We start from the raw sequence: 17,498 nt of genomic DNA on the forward strand, positions 1-17,498 counted from the left end.
GTAGCGTGGGGCGCCCGGACGAAGGAGTGCCGCCCATGAGCCACCGCCTGAAGGTGATCACCCGTGAGGAGCATCTGGCGTTCACCGGGACCCGGCCCTCGGTGAGTCACCTCCAGGTCCCCTCCTGGGGGGACGTGAAGCCGGACTGGCGGGGGGAGAGCCTGGGCTGGTTCGACGGGGCCGGCCGCCTCGTCGGCGCCGGCCTGGTGCTGCTGCGGCCCCTGCCGGGGCTCCGGCGGTATTTCGCCTATCTGCCCGAGGGGCCGGTCATCGACTGGGCCGCGGCGGACCTGGAGCAGTGGCTGGAGCCGATGCTCGCCCACCTCGAGCGGCGCGGCGCCTTCTCGGTGCGGATGGGCCCGCCCGTCGTCACCCGCCGCTGGAGCGCCGACGCCGTCAAGGCCGCCATCGCCGACCCCCGGGCCGCGCGCCTGGCGGACGTCGAGGCCACCGCCCAGGACCCCGACGGCCTCCGCGTCGTGGACCGGCTGCGCCGGGCGGGCTGGCGGCGCACCGAGCCGGGCGGCGCGGACGGCTTCGCGGCCGGCCAGCCCCGGTACGTCTTCCAGGTCCCCCTCGCCGGCCGGTCACTGGACGAGATCCGGCAGGGACTGAACCAGCAGTGGCGGCGCAACATCAAGAAGGCCGAGAAGGCCGGCGTCAAGGTCGTGGAGGGCGGCGCCGAGGACCTGCCCGTCTTCCACGCCCTCTACACCGAGACCGCCGAACGGGACCGGTTCGTCCCCCGCCCCCTGCCCTACTTCCAGCGGATGTGGTCCGCCCTGACGGCCGAGGACCCCCACCGCATGCGGCTTTACCTCGCCCACCACGACGGCGACACCCTCGCGGCGGCCACGATGCTGACCGTCGGCGAGCACGTCTGGTACTCCTACGGCGCCTCCACCGCCCGCAAGCGCGAGGTCCAGCCGAACAACGCCCTCCAGTGGCGCATGCTGTGCGACGCCCACGAACAGGGCGCCGCCGTCTACGACTTCCGCGGCATCACCGACATCCTGGACGAGAGCGACCACCTGCTGGGACTGCTCCGCTTCAAGGCCGGCAGCGGCGGCGAGGCCGTCGAGTACGCCGGCGAGTGGGACTACCCGCTCAACAAGGTCCTGCACAAGGCGCTCGGTCTGTACCTGTCCCGGCGCTGACCGTCCCGGGCCTACGCCAGCGCGGCCGCCGTCCGCGCGAGGTGCCGGGCCAGCACCTCGGCGGCGGTGTCGGCGTCGCGGGCCAGGGCCGCCCGCTCCAGCAGGCGGTGTTCCCCGGCGCCGTCCCGGCCGGGGGCGCGCCGCGACGACCAGCGGCGGGCCAGCTCGCTCGCCGTCCACATCCGGTCGAAGGTCTCCAGCAGCACCGGGTTGCCGCACCCCTCCAGCAGGGCCCGGTGGAAGACCCGGTGGGCCTCGGCCCACGCGTCGCTGTAGTGCTCGCCCTCCCCGGGGACGAACGCCGGGGTGCGGGCCAGCCGGTGGTGGGCGGCCCGCACCCGGGCCTCCCATTCGAGGTCGCCGCGCTCGACGGACAGCCGCAGCACCACCGGCTCGACGGTCCTGCGGGCCTCCGCGATCTCCTGCCAGCGGCGGTCGGAGTGGGCCGGGACGGCGAACCCCCGGTTGGGCAGCCGGTCGGCGAGGCCCTCACCGACCAGCCGCACCAGCGCCTCGCGCACCACGGCCAGGCTCACGCCCCGCTCCCTGGCCAGTTCCTGCGGCTTGAGGGCGTCGCCGGGGGAGTGCTCCCCGCGCATGATCGCGGCCCGCAGCTGGGCGTGCACCTGCTCGGAGAGCATCCGCTTCCCCGCCGGGACCGGGGTGGGGGCCGTCGCAGTCATGGCCCCAGGATAGACAGCCGCTCTCCGGCCCCGGCGACGCTACCGCCGCGGTGCCGTGGGCGCCGCCAGCCCGTCGCTCAGCAGCCTGCTGTCGACCTCGTCCAGGGCGAGCCGCACCGCCCCCAGGGCCACGCTCTCGTCGCCCAGGGCGGAGGCGCGCGGCTCCGGCAGCCGCAGACAGTGCTTGGTCGGCTCACGGTGCGGCGGGTCGAGGACCACGTCGGCGGAGCGGGAGAGGCCGCCGCCGTAGAGGACGGCCTGCGGGTCCGGGGCGAGCACCAGCGCCGCCCCACCGCGAGGTCCCGGGGGTAGCGGCGCACCGCCCGCCGCGCCTCCCGGTCCCCGTCGCGGCGGCTCGTCATGAAGGCCAAGGACCCGCTGGAGGACATCAGCGCCGAGGCCGAGAAGTTCCGCCTCGCCGACGCCGGGCAGGAACGCCGACGGGTGGCTCGCCCTGGGCGCCATGACCGTCGGGTCCGGCGGCGGCACCGGCACCGCCTCCTACGGGCCGAGGCCGCCGGCAACACCCTCACCGGCACCGCCGTGGTCGCCGGCTGCGCGGGCTGCTCCGGCGGCGCCGAGGTCGGCTCCTCGGCAACGGCGCGTCGCTCACCTTCCGCGACAGCGCCAGCGACAGTGACAGTGACAGTGACAGTGACAGTGACAGCGACGGCGGCAGCGGCGGCACCCGGCAGGTGACGCTGCACTACCCGACCGCGGAGGCCCGCTCGGCCACCGTACGGGTGGGCGACGGCACCGCCCGGACCGTCTCCTTCGGCCCCACCGCCGACCGGACCACACCGGGCACCGTCACCCTCGCCCCTCGCCCTCACCCTGGACAGCGGCACGGGCAACGCCCCTCACCATCGCCAACCCTCCGGCCGGGCACCCGACATCGAGCGGATCACGGTGAGCTGACCGGCGCCGCGGCGCCGCTTCCCGGAAAACGCCTACCAGCCCGACGCGGAAGGACGGAGACTGGTCCCATGACCGACATGGGGGCGTTCCGGGAAGCGGTGGCCGCGTGGGCGGTCGGCGGCGCCGACGGCCCCGTCCGTGAACTGGCCGCGCGGCTGCCCGTCCGCACGGCGGTGCTCCTCGAAGGGCCCAGCGACGTGGCCGCGGTCCTGGCACTGGCCGAGCGCCGGGGCCGGGACCTGGCCGCCGAGGGCATCTGCGTCCTGGCCATGGGCGGGGCGATGAACATCGCGCGCTACGCCGGCCTGCTCGGCCCGCCCGGCCTCGGCCTGCGCCTGGCCGGGCTCTGCGACGAACGGGAGCACGGCTGGTACCTCCGCGGTCTGGAGCGGGCCGGCGCCGCGCGGCACGGCTTCTTCGTGTGCGCCGCCGACCTGGAGGACGAACTGATCCGCGCGCTCGGCGAGAGCCGGGTGACGGAACTCGTCCGGGCCGAGGGCGACCTGCGCGCCCTGCGCACCTTCCTCAGTCAGCCCGCGCAGCGGGACCGCACCCCGCGGCAGCAGCTCCGCCGCTTCCTCGGCACCAAGAAGGGCCGCAAGATCCGCTACGGCCGGGTCCTCGCGAAGGCGTGCGACGCCGACCGCGTCCCCGCCCCGCTCGCCGCGTTGCTCGCCGGCGTCTGACACGCCGTCACCACCACGCACCGGCGGGCGCGCGGCCCGCCATTCGGATGGCACACGGCACCCGCGCCCGTGGCGTACGCCCGGCCCCGGCCGCGCCGGATGCCAGGGTCGGGGCATGGACATCGGTTACAAACTGGCCTCCGAGGCCTTCGGGCCGCGGGAACTGATCCGGCAGGCCGTCCGCGCGGAGGCGGCCGGCTTCGACTTCGTCGAGATGAGCGACCACTACCACCCCTGGCTCGACGTCCAGGGCCACTCCTCCTTCACCTGGACGGTGCTCGGCGCGATCGCCGCCCGCACCGAGCGCATCGGCCTGGTGACCGGGGTGACCTGCCCGACCGTCCGCTACCACCCGGCGATCGTCGCGCAGGCCGCCGCGACCCTCGCCCTCGTCTCCGACGGCCGGTTCGTCCTCGGGGTGGGCTCCGGCGAGCGGCTCAACGAACACGTCGTCGGCCGTGGCTTCCCCGACACCGTCCGCGAACGGCACGCGCTGCTCCGCGAGGCGCTGGAGATCATCCGCCTGCTGTGGCGCGGCGGCTACCGCTCGTACGACGGGAGGTACCTGCGGCTGGCCGACGCCCGGGTCTTCGACCTGCCCGAGCGGCTCCCGCTGATCGCCGTCGCCGCGAGCGGCCCGCACTCGGCGCGGATCGCCGCCGAACTGGGCGACGGGCTCTTCGCCACGGAGGACAAGCCGTCGATCGTCCGCCACTACCGGGTGGCCGGCGGCTCCGGCCCCGGGTACGCGGAGGTGCCCATGGCCTGGGCCGAGGACGAGCGGACGGCCGCGCGGGAGGCGCTGCGGACCTCCCGCTGGGCACTGACCGGCTGGAAGGTGATGAGCGAACTGCCCAACCCGGTCAACTTCGACGCGGCCACCACCACCGTGCGCGAGGAGGACGTCCTGGAGAAGTTCGCCTGCGGCCCCGACCCCGACCGCCACCTGGCGGCGGCACAGCGCTATGTCGACGCCGGCTTCGACCGGCTGGTCCTCCAGAACGCCGGGCCCGACCCGGACGGCTTCATCGACTTCTACGAGCGCGAACTCCAGGAGCCGCTGCGCCGCCTGCGGCCCTCCTGACCCAGGGGGCGGTACGTCAGCGGGCGGCGAGCGGCGGCACCGCCGGAACCTCCAGGGCCGTGGCGATGTCCTCGGCGGTCATCCGGAACCGCTCCGGGTAGGCGCCGGGGCTGGTGCGGCGGGCGGGCTCGGTGGTGCGCCACATGTACAGGCAGCGGGCGCACTGGAGGACCTCCCACACGTCCGGCACGGGGGAGTGTGCGACGGTGCGGACGGCCTCGTCGGAGCAGCGGGGGCACACGGCGGGGGAAGCGGTCGGGGCGGTCATGGGCGACGGGTCCTTTCCGGGGAGGGGTGACGGGGCGGGTCTCAGCGGGTGGCCAGCAGCGTGCGCAGCCGGGCCGCCCACGCGGCGGTCTCGGGCAGGTCCTTGACGGGCGTGCCGAAGTTGCCGCGTACGTCGGGGGCGACCGGGGTGGTCGCGTCGATGATCATCTTGCTGGTGACGCCGGCCGGCTGGGAGGCGGGCGCCAGCTCCACCACCGACAGGTTCGGCAGGACGAGGACGTCCTCCCTCGGGTTCACCTTGGCCGACTGGGCCCACATCACCTGCGGCAGGTCGAACGGGTCCACGTCCTCGTCGACGAGGATGACCTGCGAGACATAGCCGAGGCCGTGCGGCGTGGTCATCGCGCGCATCCCCACCGCCTTGGCGAAACCGCCGTACCGCTTGGCCGTGGAGATGATCACCAGCAGCCCGTGGGTGTACATCGCGTTGACCGCCCGTACCTCCGGGAACTCGGCCCGCAGCTGCTTCAGCAGCGGCACGCTGGTGTTCGGGCCGACCAGGTAGTCGCACTCCGTCCAGGGCATGCCGAGGTACAGGGACTCGAAGACGGGCCGGGAGCGGTACGAGATCCGCTCGATCCGGATGACGGGCATCCGCCGGCCGCCCGAGTAGTGCCCCGTGAACTCGCCGAACGGCCCCTCGATCTGCCGCACCCGGGACTCGACGACACCCTCGATGACGACCTCGGCGCCCCAGGGGACGTCCAGACCGGTGTGCGGCGCGGTGGCGATCGGCATCGGCGCGCCGCGCAGGGCGCCCGCCATCTCGTACTCGGACTGGTCGTAGCGCAGCGGCATGCCCGCGACGATCGGGATCACCGGGTCGTTGCCGAGGGTGATGGCGACCGGGAGGTCCTCGCCGCGCTCCTCGGCGGTGCGCAGGTGCTGCGCGATGTCGTGCACCGGCACCGGCTGGAGGGCGAGCCGGTCGCGGCCGATGACCTCCATGCGGTACGTGCCCAGGTTCTGCTTGCCGAAGTGGTCCGGGTCGGCGGGGTCGCGGGAGACCACGGCCGCCTTGTCGAGGTAGAAGCCACCGTCGCCGTCGTTGAGGCGGAACAGCGGCAGGACGGCGAAGAGGTCGACGTCGCCGCCGGTGACGGTGTTCTCCTGCCAGGGCGCGTCCGCGCGCCGCTCGGGCGGCACGGGGAAGGCGTCCCAGCGGCGGGCGAACTCCTCGACCTGCTCGCGCGGCGAGGTCTCCTTCGGCATGCCGAGGGCGAGGGCGTGGTTGCGCCAGGACCCGTGCACGTTCATCGCGATCCGGGCGTCGGTGAACCCCTTGACCCGGTCGAACCACAGGGCGGGCGCCCCCTCGCCGATCCGGCCCGCGGCGTTGGCCGCCGCCGCGATGTCCGGCTCCGGCAGCACCTCGTCCGGAATCCGCAGCAGCTGTCCCTCCTTCTCCAGCGTGTCGAGGAACGAGCGCAGATCGTCGTACGGCATGGGGGTCTCCTCCTGTGGGGCGGGCTGGTGGTGGGGGCGCGGCCGGGGTCAGGAAGCGCGGGTCAGGAAGCGCGGGCGGCCCGCAGGCCGGTCCAGCGGCGGGCGCCCGCGGCGGGCAGGCCGAGCTGGTCCAGGACGCGGGAGACGATGTGCTCGACGATGTCGTCCACCGTCTCCGGACGGTTGTAGAAGGCCGGCACGGGAGGGACGATCCGTACGCCCATCCGGGACAGCGCGAGCATGTTCTCCAGGTGGATCTCGCTCAGCGGCGTCTCGCGGGGCACCAGCACCAGCGGCCGGCGCTCCTTCAGCGTGACGTCCGCCGCCCGGCCGACCAGACCGTCCGCGTACCCGGCGCGGATGCCGGCGAGGGTCTTCATCGAGCACGGGATCACGACCATGCCGTCCGTGCGGAAGGAACCGGACGAGAGGGTGGCGCCCTGGTCCTCGGGCGAGTGCGCCACGTCGGCCAGCGCGGCCACCTCCCGCATGGTCCGCCCGGTCTCCAGCTCGACGGTGGCCCGGGCCCAGCGGCTCGCGACGAAGTGGGTCTCGACGTCCCGCAGTTCGGCGAGCCGCTCCAGCAGCCGCACCCCGAAGGGCGCACCGGTGGCCCCCGTCATCGCCACGATCACCCGCACGGCACACCTGTCCCTTTTCGGTCAGCTCCCGATCCGTTCCCTGCTCACGCTAGGAGGCCCTGCTGGCCGACGGCGGTACGCTGAGGACAAGCGATGGGGAAAATCGGACAGGAGCGGGCCGCGATGGGACAGGAGCCAGGGGCCGTCACCATCACCGAGGTGGCGTACCGGCCCGCGCTGAGCGCGCCGATCGGCATGGACGTCGTCGACTTCGCGGAGCTGCGGGCCCGCGGACGGCGGCGCGGCATCGACCTGTCGGCCCCGCAGCGCCCCGCCTTCCACCACCTGATCCACGTCCGCCCCGGCTCCGCGCCGCTGGAGCACACCGTGGACTTCACCCGGCACGTGGTCCCGCCGGGCGGCTGGCTGTGGGTGCGCCCCGGGCAGGTCCACCAGTACGCGGCCGGGCCCGAGGGCCCGTGGGAGGTCGCGGACGGTGTCATCGTGATCTGGCGGCCCGGCTTCGTCCCGGACGACCCGCCGGAGGTGACGGTGCCCGTGCGGCCGGCCGGCCCGCGGGCCCGGCTGGTGGACCTGGCGCGGGAGCATCTCGTCGCGGAGTACGCGGACATGGGCGCGATGCCGCTGGAGGCGCACAACAAGGCGCTGCGGGCACTGCTCTCGGTCCTGCTGCTGCGGCTGGCGCACGCGGCACCCGGGAGCGCGGCGGCGGCGCCGGGACGGGACGGGCCGTTCGAGCGGTTCCGGGCCGCCGTGGAGCGGGACTTCACCCGCACCCACCGGGTCGCCGACTACGCCGCCGGCCTCGGCTACAGCACCCGCACCCTCACCCGGGCCACCCTCGCCGCGACCGGGACCACCGCCAAGGCGTACCTGGACGCGCGGATCGTCCTGGAGGCCAAGCGGCTCCTGGTCCACACCGACCTCGGCGCCGCCGACGTGGCCCGGCATCTCGGATTCACCGACCCGGCCGACTTCGGAGCGTTCTTCCGCCGGCACGACGGGCGCACCCCGCTGCGGTTCCGGGCGGCGGCCCGGGGGACGGCACCCTGACACACCACCGCCGGCACCGGAGCCGGCGTGCCCGGAACGCGGGCCGGTCTCACGGCGCCCACCGCGACGCCCCGGGCACCGGACGGCGGGGGCGGGTTCAGCCGCCCGACAGCCGCAGCAGCACCTTGCCGCTGCCCGCGGCCGGGTCCGCGGCGACCGACAGGGCCTCCTCGGCCCGCTCCAGCGGGAACCGGTGGGTGATCAGCGGGCGTACGTCCACCCCGTCCCGCAGCGCGAGCAGCGCGTCGTCGATCTCCTCGACGAAACGGTACGAGCCGATCCAGCTGATCTCCCGGGTCACCAGGTCACCGAGGACGGCGGGGACGGGCGTGCCGGGCAGGTTGCCGACCTGGACGAGGGTGCCGCCCCGGGCGGTGGCCCGCAGCACCGCGCCGAGCGCGGCCGGGGCGCCGGACGCCTCGAACACCACGTCCACGTCCTCGGGCAGTGCCTCGCCGCGGGAGAGGTCGCGGGTCTCCTGGGCGCCCATCGACCGGGCGACGGCCAGCGCGGAGGACGACAGGTCGGCGGCGATCACCCGGCCGGCGCCGCGGTACCGGGCGGCGGCCACCACCAGCGAGCCGATCGGCCCCGCGCCGTTCACCAGGACGGTCCGGCCGCGCAGAGCGGGGACCCGGCCCACCGCGTGCAGCGCCACCGCCAGGGGCTCGGCGAGTGCGCCCCGCTCGGTGTCCACCCCGTCCGGCAACGGCCTGACCTGGTCGGCGTCGACCGCCCGGTACTCGCTGAACCCGCCGTCGGTGTGCGGGGTGAACGCCGCCGAGCCGAAGTAGCGCACCTGCGGATACAGGTTGGTGCGGCCCGCGATCCGGTCCGGCAGCGCTCCGTCACCCACGGGCCGCGCCGGATGCACGGTCACCGGCAGACCCTCGCACAGGCCGGTCACCCCCGGGCCGAGCGCGGCGACCCGGCCGGCGACCTCGTGCCCCAGCACCAGCGGATGGGCGAGCGCCGCCGTGCCGGAGGCGCCCTTCCTCCAGTACGCGAGGTCGGAGCCGCAGATCCCGCCCCACTCCAGGGCCAGCAGCACCTGTCCGGGGCCGGGCACCGGGCGGGGCCGGGTGTCGACCCGTACGTCTCCCGCCCCGTGCACCACGACCGCCCGCATGGTGCCGTGCTGCGAGGTGGTGGCGGTCATACGGCGTCCTCCAGGCGGACCAGGTCACGGCCGCGGGTCTCGGGCGCGAGATACGCGCTGACGAAGGTGATGAGCGAGTAGACGACGAGCATCGCCGCGATGGGCCACCAACTGCCGGTGACCGCCGTCAGGGTGGCCGCCACGACCGGACCGATCGCGGTGGCCAGGATGCCGCCGATCTCCTTGGCGAGGGCGAGCTGCGTGAACCGGGTGCGGGCGCCGAAGAGTTCGGCCATCGTCACGCTCTCCAGCGAGAACAGGCCGAGCACCCCGACGTTCAGCCCGAGCACCATGCCGATCATCACGCCCGGTGTCGTCCCCGAGGTGATCAGCAGCATCACCGGGAAGGCGAGGACCACGGTCAGCGCCGTCAGCACCAGGTAGAGCACCCGGCGCCCGAACCGGTCGCCGAGCAGGCCGACCAGCGGCACGGTGGCGAAGCCCAGCAGCGAGCCGTACACGATGGCGTCCGTGGGCACGGACCGGCCGACCGCGAGGTTGGTGGCGATGTAGCCGACGAGGAAGGTCTGGACGACCCCCGAGTTCCCCGCCTGCCCGAACCGCAGCCCGAGGGCGAGGAAGAAGGCCCTGCCCTTGCGCTGGCGGACACCGGCCGCCAGGACACCGCCCCGTTCGGGGCCGGCCTCGGCGGCGGCCGACTCGACCTCCTCGCGGGCCAGCGCGACCCCGTCCACCACGTCCGGGCGCTCCTCGAAGACCGGGCTCTCCTTCAGGCCCCGGCGCAGCCACACCGCGAAGACCATCAGCCCGAAGCTGAGCAGGAACGGCAGCCGCCAGCCCCAGGACAGCAACTGCTCCTCACTGAGCACGGCCAGCAGCACCGCCCACAGCCCGGAGGCGGCCAGCGTCCCCGAGTTGGTGCCGAGCGACACCAGGGAGGAGATCAGGCCCCGCCGTTTCGCCGGGGCGTACTCGGCGAGCAGCACCGTCGCCCCGGCGATCTCGGCGCCCGCCCCGAACCCCTGGATCAGCCGCAGCACCACCAGCAGCACCGGCGCCATGATGCCGATGGTGCCGTAGGTGGGCAGCACGCCGATCAGGGTCGTGGAGGCGCCCATCAGCAGGATGGTCAGGTACAGGACCCGCTTGCGGCCGATCCGGTCGCCCATCCGCCCGAAGTAGACGGCACCGGCGAGCCGGGCGACGTAACCGACGCCGTACGTGGCCATCGCGGCGATCAGGCCGATGGCGGGACTGACGTCCGGGAAGAAGAGCTTGTTGAAGACGATCGCGGCGGCCAGTGAGTACAGCTGGAAGTCCATGAACTCCATGGCCGTGCCCAGCCAGCCCGAGACGGCGGCCCGGGCCAGGTCGCCCGTGGTGCGCTCCGCGGCGCGTGGCTGCTCCGCGGAGACGGCACTGTCCTTCATCGTGAACTCCGTTGTTCGGGGGACGGTGATGTGTCGGAGGGTCGGTGAGGCGGCGAGGGGCCGGTTCAGAACTCGACGCGGCCGGCCCGCAGCGCCGGCAGCCGGTCCGCGACCGCTCCGGTGAGAGCGGTGTCCTCGGCCAGGTCGGCGGCGCCGACCCGGCACAGCAGCGCGCGGACGGTGTCCGCCGGCCGGCCGGCCCGGTCCCAGCAGGCGGCCAGTGCCCCGGCCGCCGGGTCGGGCAGCGCGGGCCCGCCGGGCCGGGTGCCGTACGCCCAGGCGGCCAGGGCCAGTTCGAGGACCGGCGTGGCCGTGCCCCGGGCGCGCAGCGCGCGCAGGGCGGGCAGCCAGCGCTCAGTGATCTTCAGGGAGGCGTCGGAGCCGATCTGCCGCAGCAGGTGGCGCATCGCCGGATTGCGGAACCGCACGACCAGGTCACCGGCGTACCCGGCCGGGTCGGGGCCGCCGGCCGGGAGGGTCGGGGCGACCTCCGCGCACAGCGCCCGGACCGCCGTCTCGCCCCACCCCGTGGCCATGGCGTCGGCGACGGTGCCGTGGCCGGCCGCCAGGCCCAGGTGGGCGAGGAGCGAGTGGGAGCCGTTGAGCAGCCGCAACTTGGTGAGCTGGTACGGCGCGACGTCCGGCACGAACAGGGCGCCGTCCGTCTCCCAGCGCGGCCGGGGCGCGGCGAAGGAGTCCTCCAGGACCCACTGCCGGTAGGGCTCGCCGGACACCGGCAGCGCGTCGCGCACACCGAGCGCGGCACGGGCCGCCGCGAGGTCGCCCTCCCCGGTCGCGGGCACGATCCGGTCCACGACCGTCGCCGGGAAGGACACCGCCGAGGCCAGCCGCTCCAGCACCGTCTCGCGGTCCGGCCAGGCCGACGCCCGCACGAAGTCCCGTACCACCCGGCCCAGTACGGCGCCGTTGTCCGCCATGTTGTCGCAGGACACCACGGTCAGGGGTGGCGCGTCCGCACGTGTCCGCGCGGCCAGCCCGGCCGCCAGCCGGCCCACCACGGTGGTGAGCGGACCGTCCGGCGGCGCGGCGAGGTCGGCCGCCACCGGGGCGGCGGTGAGGTCGAGGCCGCCGGTCGCGGGCGAGCGGTGGTACCCCTTCTCCGTGACCGTCAGCGTCACCACCGTCACGTCCGGATCGGCGAGCAGCGCGTCGACGGCCCCCGCGTCCGGCCCCATCGCCAGGGCGGCCACGACCGACCCCACCACCCGGCGGACCTCCCCCTCGGGCCGGAGCTCGGCGAGCGAGTACAGGCAGTCCTGGGCGCGCAGGGCGCGCGCGGTCTCCGCCGAGCGGGGCGCGACCGCGGCGATGCCCCAGGGCTCACCGGAGCGGGCGGCGGCGTGCTCGGTGTAGACCGCCTGGTGCGCCCGGTGGAAGGCACCGAGCCCGAAGTGCACGACACGGGCGCGCAGGTCACGCGGATCGACGGCCGGCCGCAGCGCGGGCGCCAGCCCGGCCAGCGCCGCACGGCTCAGCCGCGGTGGTTCCATGGCGCTCACCAGTCGTGCACCGAGCCGTCGAGGCGGCGCGCGACCGGCAGATAGCGCCGCCGGTACGGGAACCGCTCGGCCGCCTTCTCGTCGTACTCCACGCCGAGGCCCGGCGCGTCCGACGGGTTCAGACGGCCGTCGGCGAAGGTCACCCCGCTGCGGAACACCTCGAAGGTCTCCGCCGCGTGCCCCATGTACTCCTGGATGCCGAAGTTCGGCACGGTGACGTCCAGATGGACGGCGGCGGCCATGCTGACGGGGGACAGGTCGGTCGCGCCGTGCGAACCGGTGCGCACCTGGTACAGCGCCGCCAGGTCGAAGATCCGCCGCAGATGCGTGATGCCGCCCGCGTGCGCGACGGTCGTGCGCACGTAGTCGATGAGCTGCCCGGTGATGAGGTGCTGGACGTCCCAGATCGAGTTCAGCACCTCGCCGACCGCGATCGGTGTGGTGGTGTGCTGCCGGATCAGCCGGAACGCCTCCTGGTTCTCCGCCGGCGTCGGATCCTCCATCCAGAACAGACGGCACGCCTCCACGCTCCGGCCGAACCGGGCGGCCTCCAGCGGGGTGAGGCGGTGGTGCACGTCGTGCAGCAGGTGGAAGCCGAAGCCGAACCGCTCACGGACCGCTTCCAGGTATCCGGGTGCGAAACCGAGGTACGCCTCGGTGTCCCAGGGCTGCTCCTCCGGCAGGTCGGCCGCGGCGGGCTCGTAGATCGTCCCCTTGCGCACCCCGTAGGTGCCGCCGACGCCGGGCACCGCGGCCTGGGCCCGGACCGCCTGGTAGCCCAGCTCCAGATGGCGCTCGACGTCGTCGAGGAGGGAGGGCACGTCGGTCCCGCTGGCATGCCCGTACACCAGGACGCCGTCGCGGGACCGGCCGCCGAGCAACTGGTACACGGGCAGGCCCGCGACCTTGCCCTTGATGTCCCACAGCGCCGTGTCGACCGCCGAGACCGCCGTCATCGTCACCGGGCCCCGCCGCCAGTACGCGCCCTTGTACAGGAACTGCCACATGTCCTCGACGCGGGCCGGGTCCCGGCCGATGAGCAACGGCACCACGTGGTCGCGCAGATAGGCGGCGACGGCCAGCTCCCGGCCGTTGAGCGTGGCGTCGCCCAGCCCGGTCACCCCGTCGCTGGTGGTGACGCGCAGCGTGACGAACGTGCGCCCGGGGGAGGAGACGAACACCTCGGCCCGCTCGATCGTACTCACTTGTTACGGCTCCATCCTGTCGTGCAGTACTTGTATACAAGCACTTGTCGTGCAGAGGGGCAAGGCCCTTTCCGCAGGTACGTAGGATGGGTCCATGCCTCAATCGAACGGGCGGCGGACCAGTCGGCGCGACATCTACCGCAAGCTGCGCCAGATGGTCCTGACCCTGGAACTCGCCCCGGGCGCCGCCCTGTCGGAGAACGAGCTGGCCGCGTCGCTGGGGGTGAGCCGCACCCCGGTGCGCGAGAGCCTGATCCTGCTCGCCCAGGAGGGGCTGGTGCAGGTCTTCCCGAAGATCGGGTCGTTCGTGTCCCGGGTGGACCCGGCGCAGGTCGCCGACGCCCAGTTCCTGCGCGAGGCGGTGGAGCTGGCCTCCCTGGAGGACCTGCCCGAGCGGCTCGACACCGACATCGTGGCGGAGCTGCGGGACAACCTGGAGCGCCAGCGCGCCGGCGGACTCGGCCTGGAGGAGTTCTTCGCCCTGGACGAGGAGTTCCACCAGGGGCTGCTGCGGCTGAGCGGCCACGGCAACGCGTGGACCACCGTCGCCGCCGCCAAGGGCCACCTGGACCGGGCGCGCCGGCTCGGCCTGCACGGCCACGAGTCGCCGGCCGTCTTCGCCGACCAGCACCTGGAGATCTTCGCGGCGGTCGCCGACGGGGACGTGCCGCTGGCCCGCGCGCGGATGCGCGGCCATCTGCGGGCCGTCTTCAACGACATCGAGCGCATCCGCGCGCACGCGCCGGAGCTGTTCGCGGCGGACCCGTCGACGGTGCCGGTGCGGCGCAGCGTGGTGGTCTGGGAGTGAGCGCGGGTCCAGGGCGCGGGGTCCCGGGCCGCTGACCGGCCCGGGACCCCGCGCGGGGCTACTCCTCCAGCTCGTCGGCGAAGGCGCGCAGGGCGTCGGCCAGTTCGCGCTTGGTCGGCAACTGGTCGACCTTCTCCTCCAGCCGTGCCAGACGCTCGTCCAGGTCGTCCGGAACGCCGGGATCGCCGGGGTCCGCGGGACCGTCGGAGGGGTCGGGCGGGACGGTTCCCTCGCCGGGGTCGGTGGGCGGTACCGGGTCGTCGGTCACCTCGGTGGAGGTGGGACTCGGGCCGTCCCCGGCGCCGCCCGTGCCGCCGACGTCACCGGAGCCGCCGTCGGTTCCGCCGTCGGTCGCCGCGCCGGTTCCCCCGTCCGTCGTGCCGGCGTCCGAGGTCGGAGCCTCGCTCGGGGACTCGACGCCCGTCGCGGGGGTCTCGTCGGAGGCGGCGGCGAAGGCCATGCCGAAACTCAGCGCGACCAGGGCCGCCGTTCCCGCGAAGGCGGCCACCGCGCGTCTTCTGAACCGACCGGCCCGACCGGGGGATGGGGTGTCGGTGCGCGGGTCGTGTGCGTCGGGTGTGTGCCGTGTGTCCGTCATGGACCGGAAGGTATCCGGACGCGGGCCGCGGACGGACGGCTTCCGGTGATCTTGCGCGGAGGCCCGTCAGGCCCCGCCGTCGTCCGCCGCCGCCCCGGTGGTGGGCACGGCCGACTCCTCCGGCCGCGGTACCTCCCGCGAGGCCGGCGGCCGGGACGGCACGGGTACGGCCGGACTCTGATCGTCCGGCGCCCGGGTGGCCGTCCGGTCCGCCGGGGGCGGTGTCGTCACGGCCGGCGGAGCCATCGGCACCGTCGGCGCGGCGGGCCCCTCGGGGGCCGGGTGCCGGAACGGGAGCGCGAGGAGACCGGCGGCGGCGAGGGCCAGCGCGGCGCCGGCCGCCGCGCGCGCCAGCCGGCGCCGGGACGCCGTACGGCGGATCTTCTCGTAGTGGCCCGGCGGGGCCGCGAGGTAGCCGGGAGAGGGGCGCAGGATCACCAGGAAGGGGTCGTCGGTCCCGGACTCCGGGTCCTCGCCGCAGCCCTGTTCAAGACGTGTGGTCAAGGCTTCTCCTCAGATGGACGCGGAGCAGTTCCCGGGCCGCGTGCAGATCGGACTTGACGGTCCCTTCCTTCCGCCCGGTCAGCGCGGCCACCTCCCGGACCGGCATGTCGGCGTAATAGTGCAACAGGATCGGCACCCGCAGCCGTTCGGGCAGCGACTGCACCAGCAGGCGCACCGAGGGGTCCTCCTGTTCGGTGTGCGGGCGTACGGCGGCCTCCGAGGTGACCCGGCGCACGGCCCTGCGCTCGCGCTCCGTCCGGCGCCAGTGGTCCCGGACCAGGTTGGCGGCGGTGACGTAGAGGAAGCCGCGCGGCTCCTCCACCGACGTCCACCGGGCCCAGAGCCGGGTGAACGCCTCGGAGGCGATCTCGTGGGCGGTGCCGTCGTCGTCGACGAGCCGGCGGCACCAGCCGGCCAGCCGGGGGTACAGGGCGGCGAACAGTTCGGACGCCGCCCGGTCGCGGGCGCGTTTCACCGGGCTCCTGGGTCGTGGGAGGAGCGGGCCGCGGGGACCCGCGCCGCGAAGACGATGACGTTGTCGGCGTAGCCGTCGCCGGTGCGGGGACCGCCGCAGGTGATGAGCCGCAGCTCCGGGCCGCCCGTGTCGCCGTAGACGTCGTCGGTCGGGAAGTCGGCCTTCGCCACCGTGCGCACGGCGGTGACCTCGAACGCGACCGTCGTGCCGTCCTCCAGGCGGGCCTCGGCGCGGTCGCCCCGACGCAGCCGGTCCAGGTGCCGGAAGACACCGTCGCCGTACGGGCCGACGGTGACATGGCCGAGGAGGACCGAGGGGCCGGTCCGGCCGGGGACGGGCGAGTGCGCGTACCAGCCGGCCCGGTCGTGCGCCGTGACCGGCGGCACCTGCACGGTGCCGTCCGGTTCCAGCCCCAGCCGGATGACGGGCGTGTCCACCCCGATCGCCGGGACCCGCAGCCGCACCGGGGCGGCGCCCGCGGCCGGCCGCGCCGGCTCCCCGGACGGGCCGGCCGGCGACGGGCGCCCCGCCGTACGGCCGTCCCCGGACGGCCCGTGGCCGGGTGTCCCCGTGCCGCCGCACCCGGCGAGCAGACAGGCCGCGGCGGCCGACGCCCCGGTGAGCAGCGCCCGCCTGGAGGACGCGCTCACGCCCCGTTCGCCCGACGGCGGCGGACGACGAGGACGGTCGCGCCGCCCACGAGGGCCGCGGCGGCGGCACCCCCGACGGCCGGGGCGGCGCCCGGTCCGCCGTCCGCCGCCGTCACTCCGGTGTCGGCGGCACCGGACGGGACGACGGAGACCTGGCCCTGGGCGGGTGCCGGGGCCACCGTCGCGGCGGGCTCGGGAGCCACCGTCCCGGTGGCGGCGGACGGCGCCGTCGTCGGCTCCTGGCTCTCGGCCGGGACGGGACTCGGGGTCGCGGTGGCGGCGAACGCGGGTACGGCGCCGGCCAGGACGGCGGTGCCGGCGAGGGCCAGGGAACCGAGGGTGGTACGGCGTGCGGAACGCTGCATGGGTCGCTCTCTCTCGTCGTGCCCGGCCGCACGGCGCGGCGGGGCGGATCGGGGATCGACGGGAGAGACGGGGCAGCGGGGGAACGGGTTGTAAAGAGATGGCAAAGTCGTCGTGCGGGGCGGCCGGTCCCGGTGGCAAGCGCCGCCACCTGCCGGGTGGCCAGGCACCCGGGGAGTGCGTGAGGTCGGAGCGGGACCGGTGTGCTCCCGGCCGGCTTGCCGCAGGGGCGTACCGGGCCGTGTTCCCGCTGCGTCGCGGTGGGCCGCACGGCGAAGTGCGCGGCGGCGGCCGCGGCCGGGACGCGGAGGGCGTCGGGGACCAGTACGGCGTCAGCCCGTCCGCCCACCGCCCGCGAGGACCCGACGCCGGTCCCGCGAACCGGCCGGCGACGGCGCTGGGGACGGCCAGCCCCCACCACAGGTTCAGCGGCCAGAACCGCACCTCGCGGTTCTCGTCCCCCGGGCGGCAGCGGGGTGGCGGCGCTCCACCCGTCGAAGTTGACCCGGTACGGCAGCCAGGGGTTCGCCACGGGGACGACGCGGGCCGCGAGGGCCCGGCCGGCGCCGTCGCGGAACCGGTCCGTACCCGGCGGCCCGGCGCATCCGGAGGAACCAGGTGACGAAGACGACCGCGCGCGGCAGGAACACGACGGTCCGCGGGCGGGCCGCCGTCTCGTACGGCGAGAGCGCCGCGTCCAGATCCTCCCTGGACGGCCGCGGGGAAAGCGGAGTCCCCGCCGAAGGCCGCCCGGCGGTGCGCCCAGGCGACGACGCCGAACAGATCGGCGAGCGCCGACAGCCCCGGACCGGTCAGCGCGGCGACGGGGAACCACCGCGACGGCACCGCGACCGCCGCGAGCGGCGGCGGACGGGACGTACCGGATGCGGACATGACGTCCACGCTCG

19 protein-coding genes are annotated in these 17,498 nt (G+C 75.1%); 5 read left to right on the top strand and 14 right to left on the bottom strand.

Annotated elements, in window-relative coordinates; genetic code table 11:
• Positions 1-35: 35 nt before the first annotated feature.
• Positions 36-1,157, top strand: a complete 1,122-nt coding sequence (locus tag Sdagh_RS35870; RefSeq protein WP_189422312.1) for a lipid II:glycine glycyltransferase FemX — start codon at positions 36-38, stop codon at positions 1,155-1,157.
• Between the two features lie 11 nt (positions 1,158-1,168).
• Here the strand turns inward: Sdagh_RS35870 and Sdagh_RS35875 are convergent, their stop codons facing one another.
• A complete protein-coding gene (locus Sdagh_RS35875; RefSeq protein ID WP_189422314.1) occupies positions 1,169-1,840 on the bottom strand; it encodes a GntR family transcriptional regulator in 672 nt (223 codons plus the stop codon).
• Between the two features lie 39 nt (positions 1,841-1,879).
• Positions 1,880-2,119, bottom strand: coding sequence for a hypothetical protein (locus Sdagh_RS35880; RefSeq protein WP_226536227.1), 240 nt, complete (start codon positions 2,117-2,119; stop codon positions 1,880-1,882).
• A 707-nt stretch (positions 2,120-2,826) separates the two neighbouring features.
• Here Sdagh_RS35880 and Sdagh_RS35885 point away from each other — a divergent pair.
• The gene (locus Sdagh_RS35885; protein WP_190078127.1) at positions 2,827-3,444 is read left to right on the top strand and encodes a TOPRIM nucleotidyl transferase/hydrolase domain-containing protein; all 618 of its coding nucleotides are present in this window, start codon (positions 2,827-2,829) and stop codon (positions 3,442-3,444) included.
• A 115-nt stretch (positions 3,445-3,559) separates the two neighbouring features.
• Positions 3,560-4,528, top strand: a complete 969-nt coding sequence (locus Sdagh_RS35890; RefSeq protein WP_189422318.1) for a TIGR03557 family F420-dependent LLM class oxidoreductase — start codon at positions 3,560-3,562, stop codon at positions 4,526-4,528.
• 16 nt (positions 4,529-4,544) lie between these two features.
• Here Sdagh_RS35890 and Sdagh_RS35895 read toward each other — a convergent pair whose 3' ends face one another.
• The 3 genes from Sdagh_RS35895 to Sdagh_RS35905 form a co-directional block, all read right to left on the bottom strand.
• Positions 4,545-4,796, bottom strand: coding sequence for a non-oxidative hydroxyarylic acid decarboxylases subunit D (locus tag Sdagh_RS35895; RefSeq protein ID WP_189422320.1), 252 nt, complete (start codon positions 4,794-4,796; stop codon positions 4,545-4,547).
• A 41-nt stretch (positions 4,797-4,837) separates the two neighbouring features.
• Positions 4,838-6,262, bottom strand: coding sequence for a non-oxidative hydroxyarylic acid decarboxylases subunit C (locus tag Sdagh_RS35900; protein ID WP_189422322.1), 1,425 nt, complete (start codon positions 6,260-6,262; stop codon positions 4,838-4,840).
• 62 nt (positions 6,263-6,324) lie between these two features.
• Positions 6,325-6,903: a non-oxidative hydroxyarylic acid decarboxylases subunit B gene (locus tag Sdagh_RS35905; RefSeq protein WP_226536229.1), complete on the bottom strand. Its 579-nt coding sequence runs from the start codon at positions 6,901-6,903 to the stop codon at positions 6,325-6,327.
• A 123-nt stretch (positions 6,904-7,026) separates the two neighbouring features.
• On the opposite strand from Sdagh_RS35905, the gene Sdagh_RS35910 reads away from it, so the two are divergent.
• Positions 7,027-7,917, top strand: coding sequence for a helix-turn-helix domain-containing protein (locus Sdagh_RS35910; RefSeq protein WP_226536231.1), 891 nt, complete (start codon positions 7,027-7,029; stop codon positions 7,915-7,917).
• A 97-nt stretch (positions 7,918-8,014) separates the two neighbouring features.
• On the opposite strand, the gene Sdagh_RS35915 is transcribed toward Sdagh_RS35910, so the two are convergent.
• The 4 genes from Sdagh_RS35915 to manD form a co-directional block, all read right to left on the bottom strand.
• Entirely contained in the window at positions 8,015-9,076 is a 1,062-nt protein-coding gene (locus Sdagh_RS35915) for an L-idonate 5-dehydrogenase (RefSeq protein ID WP_226536233.1), read from the bottom strand.
• Positions 9,073-10,467, bottom strand: a complete 1,395-nt coding sequence (locus Sdagh_RS35920) for an MFS transporter (RefSeq protein WP_190078128.1) — start codon at positions 10,465-10,467, stop codon at positions 9,073-9,075. Before Sdagh_RS35920 ends, Sdagh_RS35915 begins: the two co-directional genes overlap by 4 nt.
• 65 nt (positions 10,468-10,532) lie before the next feature.
• Positions 10,533-11,978, bottom strand: a complete 1,446-nt coding sequence (locus Sdagh_RS35925; RefSeq protein WP_190078129.1) for a mannitol dehydrogenase family protein — start codon at positions 11,976-11,978, stop codon at positions 10,533-10,535.
• A 5-nt stretch (positions 11,979-11,983) separates the two neighbouring features.
• Positions 11,984-13,192, bottom strand: a complete 1,209-nt coding sequence (gene manD / locus Sdagh_RS35930) for a D-mannonate dehydratase ManD (protein WP_189422329.1) — start codon at positions 13,190-13,192, stop codon at positions 11,984-11,986.
• A 94-nt stretch (positions 13,193-13,286) separates the two neighbouring features.
• Here manD and Sdagh_RS35935 point away from each other — a divergent pair, with 94 nt between their 5' ends.
• On the top strand, positions 13,287-14,000 hold the full coding sequence (locus Sdagh_RS35935; RefSeq protein WP_189422331.1) for a GntR family transcriptional regulator: 714 nt from the start codon (positions 13,287-13,289) through the stop codon (positions 13,998-14,000).
• Positions 14,001-14,058: 58 nt separating this feature from the next.
• On the opposite strand, the gene Sdagh_RS35940 is transcribed toward Sdagh_RS35935, so the two are convergent.
• The 5 genes from Sdagh_RS35940 to Sdagh_RS35960 all read right to left on the bottom strand — a co-directional run bounded on the left by Sdagh_RS35940 (position 14,059) and on the right by Sdagh_RS35960 (position 16,592).
• Positions 14,059-14,508 carry a hypothetical protein gene (locus Sdagh_RS35940; protein WP_190078130.1) on the bottom strand — a complete coding sequence of 150 codons (450 nt, stop codon included), beginning with the start codon at positions 14,506-14,508 and terminating at the stop codon, positions 14,059-14,061.
• Between the two features lie 156 nt (positions 14,509-14,664).
• The gene (locus Sdagh_RS35945) at positions 14,665-15,102 is read right to left on the bottom strand and encodes a hypothetical protein (RefSeq protein WP_190011811.1); all 438 of its coding nucleotides are present in this window, start codon (positions 15,100-15,102) and stop codon (positions 14,665-14,667) included.
• Positions 15,086-15,577, bottom strand: a complete 492-nt coding sequence (locus Sdagh_RS35950) for an RNA polymerase sigma factor (protein WP_189422337.1) — start codon at positions 15,575-15,577, stop codon at positions 15,086-15,088. Before Sdagh_RS35950 ends, Sdagh_RS35945 begins: the two co-directional genes overlap by 17 nt.
• Positions 15,574-16,227 (bottom strand): class F sortase, encoded by a 654-nt coding sequence (locus Sdagh_RS35955; RefSeq protein ID WP_189422339.1) that lies wholly within the window; start codon positions 16,225-16,227, stop codon positions 15,574-15,576. The genes Sdagh_RS35950 and Sdagh_RS35955 overlap by 4 nt, the downstream gene beginning before the upstream one ends.
• Positions 16,224-16,592, bottom strand: coding sequence for a Tat pathway signal sequence domain protein (locus Sdagh_RS35960; RefSeq protein ID WP_190011809.1), 369 nt, complete (start codon positions 16,590-16,592; stop codon positions 16,224-16,226). Before Sdagh_RS35960 ends, Sdagh_RS35955 begins: the two co-directional genes overlap by 4 nt.
• Positions 16,593-17,498 lie beyond the last annotated feature (906 nt).

The sequence above is a fragment of the Streptomyces daghestanicus genome (genome assembly GCF_020521275.1).
In the GTDB taxonomy this organism is placed as follows: domain Bacteria; phylum Actinomycetota; class Actinomycetes; order Streptomycetales; family Streptomycetaceae; genus Streptomyces; species Streptomyces griseoviridis.